At 72.1% G+C, this 17263-nt stretch carries 13 protein-coding genes; 4 read left to right on the top strand and 9 right to left on the bottom strand.

Features of this window, described 5'->3' with window-relative positions; genetic code table 11:
- Positions 1–163 precede the first annotated feature (163 nt).
- Entirely contained in the window at positions 164–1261 is a 1098-nt protein-coding gene (gene rarD / locus ACZ7MX_RS14515) for an EamA family transporter RarD (RefSeq protein WP_472131991.1), read from the top strand.
- Here rarD and ACZ7MX_RS14510 read toward each other — a convergent pair.
- The 6 genes from ACZ7MX_RS14510 to ACZ7MX_RS14485 form a co-directional block, all read right to left on the bottom strand.
- The gene (locus ACZ7MX_RS14510) at positions 1251–2123 is read right to left on the bottom strand and encodes an ABC transporter permease (RefSeq protein ID WP_472131989.1); all 873 of its coding nucleotides are present in this window, start codon (positions 2121–2123) and stop codon (positions 1251–1253) included. The two genes, rarD and ACZ7MX_RS14510, sit on opposite strands and share 11 nt — an antisense overlap.
- Positions 2110–3123 carry an ABC transporter ATP-binding protein gene (locus ACZ7MX_RS14505; protein WP_472131987.1) on the bottom strand — a complete coding sequence of 338 codons (1014 nt, stop codon included), beginning with the start codon at positions 3121–3123 and terminating at the stop codon, positions 2110–2112. The genes ACZ7MX_RS14510 and ACZ7MX_RS14505 overlap by 14 nt, the downstream gene beginning before the upstream one ends.
- An 87-nt stretch (positions 3124–3210) precedes the next feature.
- On the bottom strand, positions 3211–4491 hold the full coding sequence (locus ACZ7MX_RS14500; protein WP_472131985.1) for a LolA family protein: 1281 nt from the start codon (positions 4489–4491) through the stop codon (positions 3211–3213).
- Between the two features lie 245 nt (positions 4492–4736).
- Entirely contained in the window at positions 4737–5750 is a 1014-nt protein-coding gene (locus tag ACZ7MX_RS14495; protein WP_472131983.1) for a polyprenyl synthetase family protein, read from the bottom strand.
- A gap of 351 nt (positions 5751–6101) precedes the next feature.
- Positions 6102–7304: an FAD-dependent oxidoreductase gene (locus tag ACZ7MX_RS14490; RefSeq protein WP_472131981.1), complete on the bottom strand. Its 1203-nt coding sequence runs from the start codon at positions 7302–7304 to the stop codon at positions 6102–6104.
- The gene (locus ACZ7MX_RS14485) at positions 7301–8680 is read right to left on the bottom strand and encodes a carboxylate--amine ligase (protein WP_472131979.1); all 1380 of its coding nucleotides are present in this window, start codon (positions 8678–8680) and stop codon (positions 7301–7303) included. The genes ACZ7MX_RS14490 and ACZ7MX_RS14485 overlap by 4 nt, the downstream gene beginning before the upstream one ends.
- 483 nt (positions 8681–9163) lie before the next feature.
- Here ACZ7MX_RS14485 and fahA point away from each other — a divergent pair, with 483 nt between their 5' ends.
- From fahA to ACZ7MX_RS14470, 3 genes are all read left to right on the top strand, one after another.
- The gene (fahA, locus tag ACZ7MX_RS14480) at positions 9164–10390 is read left to right on the top strand and encodes a fumarylacetoacetase (protein ID WP_472131977.1); all 1227 of its coding nucleotides are present in this window, start codon (positions 9164–9166) and stop codon (positions 10388–10390) included.
- Positions 10387–11028 carry a GOLPH3/VPS74 family protein gene (locus ACZ7MX_RS14475; RefSeq protein ID WP_472131975.1) on the top strand — a complete coding sequence of 214 codons (642 nt, stop codon included), beginning with the start codon at positions 10387–10389 and terminating at the stop codon, positions 11026–11028. The genes fahA and ACZ7MX_RS14475 overlap by 4 nt, the downstream gene beginning before the upstream one ends.
- A gap of 293 nt (positions 11029–11321) precedes the next feature.
- Positions 11322–11807 (top strand): hypothetical protein, encoded by a 486-nt coding sequence (locus tag ACZ7MX_RS14470; protein ID WP_030416205.1) that lies wholly within the window; start codon positions 11322–11324, stop codon positions 11805–11807.
- A gap of 185 nt (positions 11808–11992) precedes the next feature.
- Here ACZ7MX_RS14470 and nuoN read toward each other — a convergent pair whose 3' ends face one another.
- Genes nuoN through nuoL form a run of 3 tightly spaced genes read right to left on the bottom strand, consistent with a single transcriptional unit; the run spans position 11993 to position 17250 of the window.
- Positions 11993–13645, bottom strand: a complete 1653-nt coding sequence (gene nuoN, locus ACZ7MX_RS14465) for an NADH-quinone oxidoreductase subunit NuoN (protein WP_261957006.1) — start codon at positions 13643–13645, stop codon at positions 11993–11995.
- The gene (locus ACZ7MX_RS14460; RefSeq protein ID WP_472131973.1) at positions 13642–15300 is read right to left on the bottom strand and encodes an NADH-quinone oxidoreductase subunit M; all 1659 of its coding nucleotides are present in this window, start codon (positions 15298–15300) and stop codon (positions 13642–13644) included. Before ACZ7MX_RS14460 ends, nuoN begins: the two co-directional genes overlap by 4 nt.
- Before the next feature lie 3 nt (positions 15301–15303).
- A complete protein-coding gene (gene nuoL / locus ACZ7MX_RS14455; protein WP_472131971.1) occupies positions 15304–17250 on the bottom strand; it encodes an NADH-quinone oxidoreductase subunit L in 1947 nt (648 codons plus the stop codon).
- Positions 17251–17263 lie beyond the last annotated feature (13 nt).

Raw genomic sequence — 17263 nt, 5'->3', positions numbered from 1 at the left:
GGGCGAGACCACCCCAGACCCAACCCGCGCGACCTGCCTCCGCCCCCGACGTCGTCTGTCATCACCGTTTTTTGCATACACACATGACACGCGGCCCGGTCCGGCGCTACCTTCACAGGGTCGACCGTCACCCGTGCCGGCGCAGCACAACCAGGAGGGCCTCTTGCAGTCTCGAAGCGATCAGCGCGCCGGCCTCGTCTTCGGCATCGCCGCCTACACCATGTGGGGCCTGCTGCCCCTCTACTGGCATCTGCTGGATGCCGCCTCGCCGTCGGAGATCCTGGCGCACCGCATGGCGTGGTCGCTGCCCGTCGCCGTCGTCATCCTGGCCGCGATGCGCCGCTGGGCCTGGATACGTCCGCTGCTGCGGCAGCCCAGGCGACTGGCGCTGGTGCTGGTCTGTGCCGTGGTGATCTCGACGAACTGGTTCCTCTACATCTGGGCGGTCAACTCCGGTCACGTCCTGGAGGCTTCGCTCGGATACTTCATCAACCCGCTGGTCAGCATCGCCTTCGGCGTCCTCTTCCTGCGCGAGCGGCTGCGGCCGCTGCAGTGGACGGCGGTGGGCGTCGGTGCCCTCGCCGTCGTCGTGATGACCGTCGCCTACGGCAAGATGCCCTGGATCGCGCTCGGCCTGGCCTTCACGTTCGCGACGTACGGGTTGGTCAAGAAGGGCATCAAGCTCGACGGCATCGAGGGCTTCAGCGCCGAGACGGCGATGCAGCTGCTGCCCGCGCTGGGCTTCCTGATCTACCTGGGGGCGCGCGGTGAGTCGGTCTTCGTCAGCGGCGGGGTGGGCCAGGCGCTGCTGCTGGCCGGCTGCGGGGTCGCGACCGCGGTGCCGCTGATCTGCTTCGGCGCCTCGGCGGTCCGGCTGCCGCTGACCGTGATCGGGATGATGCAGTACCTGGCGCCGACGTTCCAGTTCGCGCTGGGTCTCACCGTCTTCCACGAGGAGATGCCGGCCGAGCGCTGGGCCGGCTTCGGGCTGGTGTGGGTCGCCCTGGCCGTGCTGACCTGGGACGCGTTGCGTACGGCGCGGCGGGCCCGGGTGGCGCTGGCCGTTGCCGCCGCCCGCGCGGGCGAGGCGGCCGCGGAGCAGGCCCTGGCGGCCCGGACCGCGCAGTCCGGGGCCCCGCAGTCCGAGGCCACGGCGGCCGGAACCGCCCCGGCCGCGGCTCCGCAGGCCGGGGCCGCGCGGGCGTCGGCGGCGGAGGCCGCAGCCACCGGGCCGGCGGACGCCACCGGGCCTACGCCGTGATGTCGCGGGTGGTGAACCGCGCCCAGGCCGCCGAGCCGAACACCGCGGCGTAGAGGGCCTGCAGGCCGAGGTTCTTCTGCAGCTGGTCCCAGTAGACCGGGTCCCGGAGCAGGTCCGCGAACGACAGCCAGTAGTGCGGGAAGAGATACGGCTGGACGGCGCTGAGCTGCGGGATGGTGTCCAGGATCTGCACCGTGATCAGCAGGCCGACCGTGGTCGCCATCGCGGCGATACCGCTGCTGGTGAGCGTCGAGATGAACAGGCCCACGGCGGCCACGCCTATCAGGGACAGTGCCACCACCACGGCGATGGCCAGCGCCCGCAGCAGCCCCTCGCCGAAGGATATGGACGTCCCGGACAGCAGTGTGACCTCGCCCAGCGGGAAGAGCAGCGCCCCGGTGGCCAGTGCGGAGAGCGCCACGACCAGGGTGGCCACCAGGCAGAACGTCAGGGTGGTGGCGTATTTGACCAGCAGCAGGCGGGTACGGCCGGCGGGCGCGACGAGGAGGTAGCGCAGGGTGCCGCCGTGGGCCTCCCCGGCCAGGGAGTCGCCGGCGATCACGCCGATGGACATCGGCAGGAAGAACGGCAGCGTCACCGCGAGCGAGGTGAACACCAGGAACAGGCCGTTGTGGGTGACCTGGGAGATGAACGCCGGGCCGCCCTGGCCGCCCCCGCCGCCCGGACCGTCGTCCCCCGTCTCGATCTTGACGGCGATGCCGACCAGCACCGGTACGCCCGCGAGCACCGCCAGCAGGGCGAGCGTCCGCCAGCGCCGGAAGGTCGTGGTGATCTCGTTGCGCAGCAGGCCCAGCGACCACAGCGGTCGGGGCCGGCGCAGCACGCCCTCAGCCTGCGACATCGAAGCCCTCCCCGGTCAGCTGCACGAACACGTCCTCCAGCGTGGCCCGTTCGGTGCCGAAGCCGCGCACCCGGACCCCGGCGTGCACCAGCGCGGCGTTGAGGTCGGCGAGCTCGGGCGGGCCAGCCCCGTCGTCGGCTTCCGGCAGCTCGCCCGTGACCCGGTCGTCGGTGGTCTGAAGGCCGGTCAGGCCATGCTCCTTCAGCACCCGGACCGCATCCGCCGGGTCCGGGGTGGTGACCGTCAGCCGGCCGGGTCCGCGCGGCCCTAGGACCGTGGCGGACAGGTCCGCGACCGTGCCCTGGGTGATCAGCCGGCCGCGGGCCATCACCGCCGCGTGGGTGCAGACCTGCTCGATCTCGTCGAGGAGGTGCGAGGAGAGGAAGACGGTGGTGCCGTCCGCGGCCAGCTCACGGACCAGCGCGCGGATCTCCCGCATGCCCTGCGGGTCCAGGCCGTTGGTCGGCTCGTCCAGCACCAGCAGCTCCCGGGGCTGCAGCAGCGCCGCGGCCAGTCCGAGCCGCTGCTTCATGCCGAGGGAGTAGGCCCGCGCCTTCTTCCCGGCCGCCGCTCCGAGGCCGACCCGCTCCAGGGCGCGGTCCACCCGCGCGTCGCGAGTGCGCGGATCGGCGTCCGGGTCGGCGGCGTCGAAGCGCCGGAGGTTCTCCCGGCCGCTGAGGAAGCCGTAGAGCGCCGGGCCCTCGATGAGCGCTCCCACCTTGGGCAGCACCCGGCGGCCGGCGGCGGGCATCGGCTGCCCGAGCACCCGGGCGCTGCCGGCGGTCGCGTCGATCAGACCCATCAGCATCCGGATGGTGGTGGTCTTGCCGGAGCCGTTGGGCCCGAGGAACCCGAAGACGCTGCCGCGCGGCACGACCAGGTCGAGCCCGTCGACCGCGAGCTGACCCCCTCGGTACGCCTTGGTCAGCCCCCGCGTCTCGATCGCCCGCTCCTCTGCGGGCGGCATGCCGCCGGGGCCCCTGGCGGGCTGCTGTGGCATCGGCTCCCCCATGTCGTACGGCTGGGCCGCGGGCCGCCGCCCCGCCCCCGGACGGGCGGCACGGCGGTCCCGCGCTTGAGGGGCCCGTTACTTCGCGGCGTCGGCCGCGTGGATCAGGGCCTGCTTGTCGACGGCACCGACGTAGACCGTGCCGTTGTCCGTTATCAGGGCGTTGACCAGGCGGGTGCTGAACATCCGGCCGGAGCCGAACGACCCGTTGACCTTCTCGCCGAGGCTGTCCAGGAACTTCCCGGCGTCACCGGCGGCGGCCTGGTCCTTGCCGGAGGGCAGTCCTGCGCCGGCGCCCTTGATCGTGGCGATGGACGTCCAGCCCTTGCCGATGACGTTCAGCCCGCCGAAGTCCTTCCTCAGGTCCTTCGCGTCCTTACGGGACCCGAAGTCCTTGAACTTCTTGCCGTGTTCGCGCTGGGCCGTCGCCCGCTGCTTGTCGCCGTCGACGACCTTGGCGCCCTTGGGCGGCGTGAACGAGAAGAGGTCCGCGGCCGGCTTGGCGAAGTCGACGTTGGTGTAGCCGACGTCGATGGCGGCCGCGCCGCCGCTCTTCGGGGTCAGGGTGAACTTCAGCGGGACGCCGTTGGCGGCGTCCACCGCGACCCGGATCGAGCCGACCGTCGAGGCGGCCTGCTTGGGCTTAATCAGCAGCTGGTAGGCGTCCCGTCCGGCGACCCGGGCGGTGCCGTCGACGGTGACCGAGGTGGTGTCACCGGCGGCCTGGAGGACCTTCTTCGCCAGGTCCTGCGGGGTGGCGTTCTTCAGGTCGCCCGGAAGGCCCTCGGGGGCCCGCTTGTGCGTGCCGTGCCGGCCGGCGTCGGGTGCGGTGCTGTGCACCGCGGTGTTGCTGCCGCTGTCGTACGCCCAGACCTCGTTGCCGTTGTGGACGAGGCTGTACTCGGCGGCCTTGTCGACGATGGACACCCGCTGCTTCTCGGGCCCGTCGGCGGCCACCCGGAGCGTGTGCGCACCGGACGCCAGCTCCATCAGCTTGCTCCGCGGCGACGCGGAGGCGCCGTCCTGGCCGTGCCCACCCTTCTCGCCGCCCTGGCCGCCGCCGAAGCCGCCGGCCGCCATACCGCCGGGCAGGGACGGCAGGCCGAGGTCCGTGCTGACCCGGACCGTGCCGGACAGCTGCTGGACGTCCGACTTGGCGATCTTGGCTATGAGGTCCTGGGCCGAGATCTTCGGCAGGTCCGGGGAACCCGATCCGGCGAATGCCGGGACCAGCCCGATCGTCGCCGCCGCCACCCCCGCCACCGCGACCGGTACGGCGTACCGCACCGCCTTCCGGCGCTTCGGGGAGCGCCCCCCGTCCGTCTCGCCGGTGACCTCTGTCGGTTCGTACCCTGGCATCTGCCTACCTCCGTCGTCTGCGGCGGCCGCCGAGCTGTCCACTGGCCCTCCCCTGGGCTCATTGTGGCCTGACCGCCGCGCTGTGGTGTTCCCCATCTCACCAATTCGCGCGACGCATCGCGTCAGCCCGCGGGTCCAACTCGTCGTACTGCTGAGGTATGACGCCCGGTCACCGCACGACGCCGCCCGTACGACCTGGGGTTGACCGAACCCTGAGGCGAGCGGGGGCGAACCCTTAGGGGGTGTCAGCCCGCCCGGTGGACCACCGCGTCGCAGAGGCCCTCCAGGGCCGCCTTGGACGTGCACGACGGGAGCGGCGCCAGCGTCGCGCGGGCCTCCTCCGCGTAGCGGACGGTGTCCCGGCGGGCCTCTTCGAGGGCCGGGTGGGCACGCAGTCCGGCGAGCGCCTCGGCGTGCCGGACGTCGTCGGTGAGGTCGCCGGCGAGCAGTTCGCACAGCGCCCGGTCCTCGGGCGTGCCGGCGTCGCTCTCGGCGCGGGCCCGCAGCCGCAGCACCGGCAGCGTCGGGATGCCCTCGCGCAGGTCCGTACCGGGCGTCTTGCCCGATTCGTGCGAGTCGCTGGCGATGTCCAGGACGTCGTCGGCCAGCTGGAAGGCGGTGCCCAGCCGCTCGCCGTACTGGGTGAGGATGTTGGCCATGGACTCCTCGGCGCCCGACATCATGGCGCCGAAGCGGCAGGCGACGGCCACCAGCGAGCCGGTCTTGCCCGCGAGGACGTCGAGGTAGTGGTCGATGGGGTCGCGGCCGTCGCGCGGTCCGGCGGTCTCCAGGATCTGGCCGGTCACCAGGCGCTCGAACGCCTCGGCCTGGATCCGGACGGCCTCGGGACCGAGGTCGGCGAGGATGTGCGAGGCGCGGGCGAAGAGGAAGTCGCCGGTCAGCACCGCGACGGAGTTGCCCCAGCGGGCGTTGGCGCTGGCCACCCCGCGGCGCACTTCCGCCTCGTCCATCACGTCGTCGTGGTAGAGCGTCGCCAGATGCGTGAGCTCCACGACGACGGCGGAGGGCACCACGCCCGGGCTGTGGGGGTCACCGAATTGGGCGGCCAGCATCACCAGCATCGGCCGGAACCGCTTGCCTCCCGCGCGCACGAGATGCTGCGCGGCCTCGGTGATGAACGGCACGTCGCTCTTGGTGGCCTCCAGCAGGCCCTCCTCGACAGCCGCCAACCCGGCCTGGACATCGGCCTCAAGAGCCTGGTCCCGCACGCTCAGCCCGAAGGGCCCGACGACGGTCACGAGGGGTACTCCTGTCTGCTGACGATCAAACTGAATGTCGATCTGTCGCTGTCTCCACCATTGGCCAGCGTATCCGGTCGCAGTTCGATCACCGTGAGCGCCCGCCCCCCGAACCACCCGGGATGCACAGCAACGCCCGGGCCGACAACTTGTTGATCACTGTTGATCACGTTTTGGCGTGGCTTTGACGTCGGAATGCGGGCCCGGCGGAGGCCGGCAGAACCCCGTGCATCCCAGCAAACACAGGGGTTACCGATGAGCCGGATATCCACCAGGACCCTACGCACTTCGGCCATCTTCGCGACCCGCGCACCTCACCGGCGACGCGACGCCACCGGCCCCCACGGGCCGTCAGCCGTATGCCCGCGCCACCGACCTGGCCAGCCGCGGCCCGGCGTAGGCCGTCCCGCACACGAAGCGCATCACCGGGCCGAACGACGCGGCGGCCGGCAGCCCCGTGAAGTACAGCCCCGGTACCGACGAACCGAACCCGGCGTCCAGAAGAGGTCCGCCGGCCCGCGTGACGATCCCGGTGCGCAGCCCCGGCCCGAGGAAGTCCAGCGCCGCCAGGTCCATCCGGTAGCCGGTCGCCGCCAGCACATGGTCCCCGGCCAGCTCGCCCCCGTGCCCGTCGGCGCCGCGCAGCGCCAGTACGGGGCGGCCGTCGCGGACCGTGGCCCGTACGATCCGCCGACCCTGCGTGACCTGAACCCGGCCGGTGAACCGGTCCCGCAGCCACCACGCGCCGAGCGGACCGAGCACCCGCCGCACCAGGGCGCGCCGCACCGGCGGCGGCAGAAACCGGAACGCCCCGGCGTGCTGCGTCAGCGCGTACAACGACCAGGCGTTGCCGAACGGCGAGGCGGGCCGCAGCCGCGGCTGGCGGTCCGGCGGCGCCCCGAAGCCCACCGCGGCGGGCCCGCGCGCCACGACCCGTACGGACGCCGCGCCCGCCTCGGCGAGCAGGACCGCGCTCTCCAGCGCCGACTGCCCGGCACCGACCACCACCACGTCCCGGCCCGCCAGCGCGGCCAGGTCGTGGTGCTGGGAGCTGTGCGAGACCGGCCCGGTGGCGGACGGCCCGTCCGGGACCGCGGCCGCCAGCCGGCGGGGCAGATGCGCCAGCCCGCTCAGCCCGGTGGCGACGACCACTGCCCGGGCGCCCACCTGGTCGCCGCTGTCCAGCTTGAGCTCGAAACCGTCCGCCCGCCTGTCCACCGACACCACCCGGACCGGCTCCACATCGGGCAGCAGCCGCCGCTGCACCCAACGCCCGTAACGGACGAACGTCTCGACGGGCAGGAGGTCCCAGTCCGACTCGTACCGCGGCTCGCCCATCGCGGCGCAGTAGTCGGCGAGGGCATGGCCCTCCAACGGGACGTCGATGCTCGACGCCGCGGGCGTCGACTTCAGCAGCATGCCCGCGGGCATCTGCTCCTGCCAGCTGGCCATCGGGCGGCCGAAGATCCGCACCGGCACACCCTGCGCCCGCAGATGGGTCGCCGTCGACAGGCCGTAGGGACCGGCCCCGATGACCGCTACCGGAGTGCTCACTGCGGTTCCTCCCCTTGCCTCGGTGGTGCCTCGTGCCCAGGTGGTGGCTCGTGCTTCGGGGGCGCCTGCCGGGGCGGGGCGTCGCGCCTGGGGGCCTGACCAGGTGGTCCGTCGCGCCTCGGGGGCGGGGCGGTGGCCGCCCGGCGGGCCGCCCGGTGCAGTTGCCACAGATGCCGGACCCCCGGCACGGCGGACCGCGCCAGCATGGCGAGGAACGGCAGCGGATCGTCGGCGGCGAACCACGCCGTCTCGGTGCCGCGCGGACGCGCCGGTACGTGCGGCCCACCGCCACCGCCGCCCCCGTAGGCGAGCCGGGCCGGCAGATCGACGTTCTCGACGACGAAGCAGCGCCCGGCCCGCTGGACGCCCTCCGGAACGGCGCGCCCCGTGAGATGCAGATGCTGCGCGCGGACGACGTCCACACCGGCCGTGGTTTCGAACAGCCGGAACTGCGCGCCCATACGGGGGTTGAAGTCCAGCAGCTTGTACCGGCCGTCGCGCCGGTCGAACCGCCAGTCCAGGTCGGCGGTCCCGGTGAACCCGATCCGGCGGGCGAACCGCGCGGCCTGCCGCGCCAGTTCAGGATTGTCGACCACCCACGCACAGGCCGTCATACCCGCGTGCGGCGGCCACGACCGCACCTTGACCCCGGTGAACAGTGCCAGCGGCGCGCCGTCCGCCGCGAAGCAGGCGTGCACGATCCAGTCCTCGGCCTGCTCCCGCGGCAGGTACTCCTGCAGGACCACGGCGGGCCGCGGGCCCCACTCCCGGGCCAGATCGAGCAGGTGCCCCGGCCCCGTGATCCGGGTGGTACCGGCGACCGCGGGCCGGCTGCGCCGGACGAACGCCTCCCGGTTCTTCGCCACCACGGGGAAGCGCCCCCGCCCGGCGTACGTCTCGACGTCTGCGTACGACGCGGGGAAGACGGCGGCCGGCGACGGGACACCGTGCGTGGCGCACAGTTCGTGCAGCCCCTGTTTGCTGGCCAGCCGGCGCGGCAGGCCGGGCGACGGCCGGGGGAACAGAAACGATCCGGCGAGCGCTCCGGCGTGCTCGGCGATCAGCACGGCCGCCTCGTCGTCGGTGGGCAGCAGCACCGCCGGCCGGCCGATCCGGCGCCCGATCCGCAGCAGCCCCGCGACCAGCCGCTCCGGCTCCTCGCGGCCCGTGGTCGGCCAGACGAAGCGGCCGCACAGATAGCGGCAGGCCGCAGCGGGCGTGAAACGGTCCTCCGTCACCGCGTACATGGGGACGCCCAGCCGTCCCAGGCTGCGGATGGCGCCCACACCGCCGTGATGCAGGGGGTACGCCCCGATCTTCACGATCAGGCCCGGAACGCTCTGGTCGACCGCGAGCCGTGCGCCACTGCGAGCCACGTGTCCCCCCTCGGAACGGTCCCGCCCCGGCCCGTGCCAGGAAAGGAAGCTAGGCCCGAATTGCGCAGGGCGGCAAGGCTTTTCAGGACATTGCCAGGAGTTGGGGCGTGCGGGACCACCTGCCCGTCCACCACCCCGCCGCGCCGCGCGCCGTTCACACCCCGCCGACCCGACGCACCGTGCCTCCCCCGCCGCCCTGCCTCCCCCTCTCCTCACTCGGGCTGGTCCCGGCCCGCCGCCGCCCTCACCCGCCCCACCGGTCCGGCATGTCCGCCGGAGCCGCCCGAAGAGCCTTCCTGACCCGCGCGAGAGTCGTTCCCGCCCCGCCGCTCACCGCGCCGACCACGCCTTTCGGAAGTTATCCACAGGCTCCTTCGCCGCGCCGCCCCCAGCCGTACTCTGATCACCGAGCCACCGGCCCGGGGCCCCTCGCCCCGGCCGGACCGGCCGCTCACCGGCGACGACGAACGCGAGGAGCTGTCCATGCCCGAGCAGAGCCCGTTCGACCTGGCGGAAGGCGATCCCTTCGGCCCGCACAACCTCCCCTACGGCGTCTTCAGCACCACCGACGCACCCGGACAACACCGGATCGGCGTCCGCTACGGCAGTCACGTCCTCGACCTGAGCGCACTGCCCAGCGCCCTGCCCGCCGCCATCCACCCGCACGCCGAGCTGCTCACCGCACCCAACCTCAACCCGCTGCTGGCGGCCGGCCGGCCCGTATGGCAGCAGATCCGCGCGGCCGTCCACAGCGCGGTCACCGACCCCACACACCGCGACGAGGTCGCCCCCCTGCTCCACCCGCTGGCCGAGGTCACCCTGCACCTCCCCTTCGAGGTCGCCGACTACGTCGACTTCTACTCCAGCGAGCACCACGCCACGAACGTCGGCCGGATCTTCCGCCCCAACGGCGCGGCCCTGCCGCCCAACTGGAAGCACCTGCCGATCGGTTACCACGGCCGCGCGGGCACCGTCGTCGCCACCGGCACCCCGGTCGTCCGGCCCAACGGGCAGCGCAAGAACGCCACCGACGACGCCCCCGTCTTCGGCCCGTCCACCCGCCTCGACATCGAGGCCGAGGTCGGCTTCGTCGTCGGCACCCCCTCCGTCCTCCACGAACCCGTCGGCCTCGACACCTTCCGCGACCACGTCTTCGGCGTCTGCCTCGTCAACGACTGGTCAGCGCGCGACATCCAGGCCTGGGAGTACCTCCCGCTCGGCCCGTTCCTCGGCAAGTCCTTCGCCACCTCCGTCTCCGCCTGGATCACCCCGCTCGACGCCCTCGACCACGCCCGTACACCCCCGCCCACCCGCGACCACCCCCTGCTGCCCTACCTCGACGACACCAACGTGGAACCGGGCGGCCTCGACATCCGTATCGAGGTGCGGATCAATGACGAGACGATCTCCCGCCCGCCCTTCTCCGCCACGTACTGGACCGCCGCCCAGCAGCTGGCCCATATGACGGTCAACGGCGCCTCGCTGCGCACCGGCGATCTGTTCGCCTCCGGCACGGTCTCCGGCCCGGAACCCGACCAGCTCGGCTGCCTGCTCGAACTCACCCAGGGCAAGGGCCCCTACCTCCAGGACGGCGACGAGGTCACCCTCACCGCCTGGGCACCCGGCCCGGACGGCGCCCGGATCGGTCTGGGCGAGGTCACCGGCCGCATCCTGCCCGCGCCCACGCTCCCGGGCCGCGACGCGAGATGACCGGCACCCCGCTCACCCTGCCCGAGGAACTGCTGCTCCTCGGCCTCGACCCGGTGCGCGGCCGCCCCCTGACCAACCCGAAGTACCTGCACTACGGGCTGGCCGGCGCGGCGCTGGCGGACCTGGAGGCGGCCGGGCGGATCACCGTGGAGCGCGGTGACCGGATCACGGTGACCAATCCGCTGCCGCTGGGCAACGCGGTAGGGGACGGCGCACTGGCGGCACTGCCCGCCCCGGCCAAGGGCGGCAAGGGCGTCAAGGCGCACCGCTGGGTCCACGGCGCCGGCCGCCCCCTGCACGAGCTGTGCCTGCGTGTGCTGGAGAAGCGCGGCGCACTGCGCAGGGAGACCCACCGGGCGCTGGGCCTGTTCCCCTACGAACGGTTCCCCGTGGGGCCGGTGGACCTCACGGGGCCGGCCCGGGCCCGTTTCACGGCGGCCGTCGAGGCCGGGCTGCCCGGGTGGCGTGACCGGCTGCTGGCCGCGCAGGTGGCAGCCTGCGACCTGGACGCCAGGCTGCTGCCCGGCGCAGCCGGACGCCCGCACCGGCGTGCCCTGCGCGGCCTGGCCAAGGAGTGCTGGACGTCCCGCGCCGTCCACCACGCGGTACAGCAGGACAAGAGCGCGGCGGGAGGTTAGGGGGCTGGGGCGGGGTGGGGGGTGGGAGGGGGAGGGGGGAACCCCCCGAGGAAGACGAAAGCCGCCCACCCTCACCCCCGCCCTCCCCACCACCCGCCCCCTACGCACCCCTCCCCCTCCACACCCCCCCCCACCCCTCCGCACCACCCCTCCCCCGCCCCTACATCACCCCCTACGTCACAGCCCCACACCAACTGCGTACCGGCGTTGATGCAAGAGCGATGGCGGGGCGGACGGTGGGGTGGGGGCGCTGTTAGCCTCACGGTCCCTGACCCACAACGGAGGAGACGTACGTGCGCAAGGCAGCACAGATCGCCGGGGCGGCAGCCATCGCCGCGATGCTGCTCAGCGGTTGCGGAAGCAGCGGCGACAACGGCAGCGACAGCAAGCCGAGCAAGACGCCGGAGGCTCCGACGTCGACTCCGGGAGGTGCGGACAAGCCCGCGAGCCCCAAGGCGGTCGAGGGCGCCTGGAAGGCCGGTACGGACAGCAGCCCGCTGGTCCTGGTGATCACCAAGGGCACGGTCGCGTTCAGCAACGGGCACAAGTCCGCGTGTCTGGGCAAGGTCCAGGAGATGGCCGGGATGACCATGGCCGCCCTCAAGTGCACCGACGGGGACACCACCCGCACCATGGGCACGCTCAAGGCCGGTTCGGACGGCAAGACCCTGACCGTCGACTGGAAGAACGGTCCCACCGAGAAGTACACCAAGACCGGTGACGGCAGCATGAAGATCCCCGACATGCCCGAGCTGCCGAGCGGGATGCCCAAGAGCTGACCGCCCGCCCCGCCGGACCGACCGCTGGTGGGCCGGCTGGCCCTGCACGGCGAACGGCCGCCGTCCGGAACCCCCCGAGGGCTCCGGACGGCGGCCGTTGCCGCATGCGGTGATGCGATGCACCGCGAACGCAGCCGCGGTACCGGTCCGGCGGTCGGCCGGGCCGGGGCCGGCCGACCGCCCGGTCAGCGCACGAAGACTCCCGCATGCCCTGCCAGGTCGAGGAAGTACTGCGGCGCCAGGCCCAGGACCAGGGTGGCGGTGACGCCGATGGCGATGGCCGTGGACGTCAGCGGGCTGGGCACCGCCACGGTCGGGCCTTCGGCCTTGGGCTCGTTGAAGAACATCAGGACGATGACGCGGATGTAGAAGAACGCGGCGATGGCGGAGGAGATCACACCGACCACCACCAGCCAGCCCGCGCCGCTCTGCGCGGCCGCCTTGAAGACCGCGAACTTCCCGGCGAAACCGGAGGTCAGCGGGATGCCGGCGAAGGCCAGCAGGAACACCGCGAAGACCGCGGCGACCAGCGGCGAACGCCGGCCGAGGCCGGCCCACTTGGACAGCTGGGTGGCCTCGCCGCCCGCGTCCCGCACCAGGGTGACGACGGCGAACGCGCCGAGCGTCACGAAGGAATAGGCGCCCAGGTAGAACAGCACCGAGGAGACGCCGTCCTTACTCGTGGCGATGACACCGGCGAGGATGAACCCGGCGTGTGCGATGGAGGAGTACGCCAGCAGCCGCTTGATGTCGGTCTGGGTGATGGCGACGATCGCGCCGCCCAGCATCGTGATGATCGCGACGCCCCACATCACCGGCCGCCAGTCCCAGCGCATGCCGGGCAGGACGACGTACAGCACCCGCAGCAGCGCGCCGAACGCGGCGACCTTGGTGGCGGCCGCCATGAAGCCGGTGACCGGCGTCGGAGCGCCCTGGTAGACGTCCGGGGTCCACATGTGGAACGGCACCGCGCCGACCTTGAACAGCAGCCCCATCAGCACCAGCGCCCCGCCGATCAGCAGCAGTGCGTCGTTGCTCATCGTGCCGGCCAGGGCCGGGTCGATCTGCTTGGCGCCGTCCGAGACGACCTCGGCGATCCCGGCGTACGTCACCGTGCCCGCGTAGCCATAGAGCAGCGCGACGCCGAACAGGAGGAAGGCGGAGGAAAACGCGCCGAGGAGGAAGTACTTGAGCGCGGACTCCTGCGACAGCAGGCGCTGGCGGCGGGCGAGTGCGCACAGGATGTACAGCGGGAGGGAGAAGACCTCCAGCGCGACGAAGAGCGTCAGAAGGTCGTTGGCCGCCGGGAAGATCAGCATGCCGCCGACCGCGAAGAGCAGGATCGGGAAGACCTCGGTGGTGGTGAACCCGGCCTTGACGGCGGCTTGTTCGGCGGCGCCGCCGGGGACGGCCGCGGGCTGGGCGGCGAAGGAGTCGACGTGCTTCCCGTGTGCCGCCGGGTCGAGCCGGCGCTCGGCGAAGGTGAAGACGGCGATCAGGGAGACCAGCAGGATCGTGCCCTGGAGGAACAGCGCGGGGCCGTCGACGGCGACGGCGCCCATCGCGGCGACATGGGCCTTGGACGAGCCGAATCCGGCGGCCGCCAGGCCGATCACCGCGGCGAACGCGGCGGCCAGCGCCACCAGGGACAGCAGCAGCTGGGAGTAGTAGCGGCTGCGGCGCGGGACGAAGGCTTCGATCATGATGCCGAGCACCGCGGCACCGAGGACGATCAGGGTGGGCGAGAGCTGGGCGTACTCGATGTGCGGCCCCGGGATCTTGCCCGGTGCTCCGGCCGCCGCTGTCCACAGGCTGTGGACACTTGCCACGGAACTCACTTCGCGGCCTCCACATCTTGATCACTCGCGGCGTGACCGGTCCGGCCGCTGCCGGGCACGGCGTTCACCTGCGCAGTGGGCTTGGGGTCCTTCTTGTCCACGACGGACAGGGTGTGCTCGACCGCCGGGTTGACGAGGTCGGTGAGCGGTTTGGGGTACACGCCGAGGAAGAGCAGCAGCGCGATCAGCGGCGCGACCACCACCAGTTCCCGGACCCGCAGGTCGGGCATGGCGCTGACCTCGCTCTTCACCGGCCCGGTCATCGTCCGCTGGTAGAGGACGAGGACGTAGAGCGCGGCGAGGACGATGCCGAGGGTGGCGATGACGCCGATGACCGGATAGCGGCTGAACGTGCCGACCAGGACGAGGAATTCGCTGACGAACGGGGCCAGGCCGGGCAGGGAGAGGGTGGCCAGGCCGCCGATCAGGAACGTCCCGGCGAGCACGGGGGCGACCTTCTGGACACCGCCGAAGTCCGCGATGAGCCGGGAGCCGCGGCGGCTGATGAGGAAGCCGGCGACCAGCATCAGGGCGGCGGTCGAGATGCCGTGGTTGACCATGTAGAGGGTGGCGCCGCCCTGGCCCTGGGACGTCATGGCGAAGATGCCCAGGATGATGAAGCCGAAGTGGGAGATCGAGGCGTAGGCGATCAGCCGCTTGATGTCCCGCTGGGCGACCGCGAGCAGGGCGCCGTAGACGATGCTGATCAGGGCGAGGACCAGGATGACGGGGGTGGCCCAGCTGCTGGCCTCCGGGAAGAGCTGGAGGCAGAAGCGGAGCATGGCGAAGGTGCCGACCTTGTCGACCACGGCGGTGATCAGGACGGCGACCGGGGCGGTCGATTCGGTCATGGCACCGGGCAGCCAGGTGTGCAGCGGCCAGAGCGGGGCCTTGACGGCGAAGGCGAAGAAGAAGCCGAGGAACAGCAGGCGTTCGGTGGTGGTGCCGAGGTCCAGCTGCCCGGCCGCGCGGGCCTCGACGATCTGCGTCAGGGAGAAGGTGCCGGTGCCGAGCTGGTCGGCGGTGGCGGCGTACAGCCCGATGACCGCGGCCAGCATGATCAGTCCGCCGGCGAGGTTGTAGAGCAGGAACTTCACCGCCGCCTGCGACCTGCGGCCCGCGGAGCGTTCCTCGCCGTCGGCGCCGGCGCGGTCCCCGAAGCCTCCGATGAGGAAGTACATCGGGATCAGCATGGCTTCGAAGAAGATGTAGAAGAGGAAGACGTCGGTGGCCTCGAAGGAGATCACCACCATCGCCTCGACGGCGAGGATCAGCGCGAAGAAGCCCTGGGTGGGCCGCCAGCGCCGGTTGGGCGTGGCTTCCTCCAGGGGATCGGCGTCGTGCCAGCCGGCCAGGATGACGAACGGGACGAGCAGGGCGGTCAGCGCGATCAGGGCGACCGCGATGCCGTCGACGCCGAGTTCGTAGCGGACCCCGAAGTCGCGGATCCAGGCGTGCGATTCGGTGAGCTGGAAGGGGCCCTTGGCGCCGGGGTCGAAGCGGAACGCGACGACCAGGGCCAGCGCGAAGGTGAGCAGCGAGAAGAGCAGCGCGAGCCATTTGGCCGCGGTGCGCTTGGCGGCGGGCAGCGCGGCGGTGGCGATCGCGCCGATCGCCGGTACCACGGCCGTCGCTGTCAGCAGGGGAAACGACATGGCTCAGACACCCCTCATCAGCAGGGTCGCGGCGACGAGTACGGCGGCCCCGCCCAGCATCTGGACCGCGTAGGAGCGGACGAAGCCGCTCTGCAACTGGCGGAGCAGGCCGGAGAGTCCGCCCATGGAGGCGGCCGTGCCGTTGACCGCGCCGTCCACCAGGGTGTGGTCGAGCTGGACGAGGGTGGTGGTGAGGTGGCCGCCACCGCGGACGAAGACGAGGTCGTTGAAGTCGTCCTGGAGGAGGTCGCGGCGGGCCGCGCGGGTGAGCAGCGAGCCGCGGGGGGCGAGCGACGGGACCGGCCGGCGGCCGTACATCAGCCAGGCGACGCCGACGCCGAGGAGGAGGACGGCGATGGTGGCGGCGGTGACGGTCGTGGCGCTGACCGGGGAGTGGCCGTGCGCGAAGGAGGTGACGGGCTCCAGCCACTTCACGAAGGCCTCGTTGAGGCTGAACAGGCCGCCGGCGAAGACCGATCCGATGGCCAGCACGACCATGGGGAGGGTCATGACCTTCGGCGACTCGTGCGGATGCGGTGGGGTGTACTCGCCGCAGGTTTCGGCGGCGGGTTCGACGGAGGGCCGGTCCGGTGAGGGGGTGGGGGCGTTGCGCCAGCGCTCCTCGCCGAAGAAGGTCATCAGCATCACCCGGGTCATGTAGAACGCGGTGATCGCGGCGCCCAGGAGGGCCGCGCCGCCGAGGATCCAGCCCTCGGTGCCGCCCTTGGCGAACGCCGCCTCGATGATCTTGTCCTTGGAGAAGAAGCCGGACAGGCCGGGGAAGCCGATGATCGCGAGATAGCCGAGGCCGAAGGTGACGAAGGTGACCGGCATGTACTTACGCAGGCCGCCGTAACGGCGCATGTCCACCTCGTCGTTCATGCCGTGCATCACCGAGCCGGCGCCGAGGAAGAGGCCCGCCTTGAAGAAGCCGTGGGTGACCAGGTGCATGATCGCGAAGGCGTAGCCGATCGGGCCCAGGCCGGCGGCCAGGATCATGTAGCCGATCTGCGACATCGTCGAGCCGGCCAGGGCCTTCTTGATGTCGTCCTTGGCGCAACCGACGATCGCACCGAAGAGGAGGGTGACCGCGCCGACCGCGACGACGGCGGTCTGGGCGTCCGGTGCGGCGTTGAAGATCGCCCCGGAGCGGGTGATCAGATACACGCCGGCGGTGACCATCGTGGCGGCGTGGATCAGGGCGGAGACCGGGGTGGGGCCCTCCATGGCGTCCCCGAGCCAGGACTGCAGCGGTACCTGGGCGGACTTGCCGCAGGCGGCCAGCAGCAGCATCAGCCCGATGGCGGTGAGCTTGCCCTCGGAGGTGGCGCCGGTGGAGGCGAGCACCGGGCCGAACGCGAACGTCCCGAACGTCGTGAACATCAGCATGATCGCGATGGACAGGCCCATGTCGCCGACGCGGTTGACGAGGAACGCCTTCTTGGCGGCGGTGGCCGCGCTCGGCTTGTGCTGCCAGAAGCCGATGAGGAGGTACGAGGCGAGGCCGACGCCCTCCCAGCCGACGTACAGCAGAAGGTAGTTGTCGGCGAGGACGAGCAGCAGCATCGCCGCGAGGAAGAGGTTGAGGTAGCCGAAGAAGCGGCGGCGCCGTTCGTCGTGCTCCATGTAGCCGATCGAGTAGACGTGGATCAGTGAGCCGACGCCGGTGATCAGCAGGACGAAGGTCATGGACAGCTGGTCGAGCTGGAAGGCGACGTCGGCACGGAAGCCGCCGACCGGGATCCAGGTGAACAGGTGCTGGTGCAGCGCCCGGTGGTCGGCGCTCCTGCCGAGCATGTCGGCGAAGAGCGCCACTCCGACGGCGAACGACGCCGCCGCGAAGAGGGTGCCGATCCAGTGGCCGGTGCGGTCGAGCCGTTTTCCGCCGCACAGCAGCAGGGCCGCACCGACCAGCGGTGCCGCGACGAGCAGCGCGATCAAGTTCTCCACTTTGGGCGACCCC

Source organism: Streptomyces sp. NPDC107765, assembly GCF_055657085.1.
This window is presented reverse-complemented; position numbering and strand designations above follow the sequence as displayed.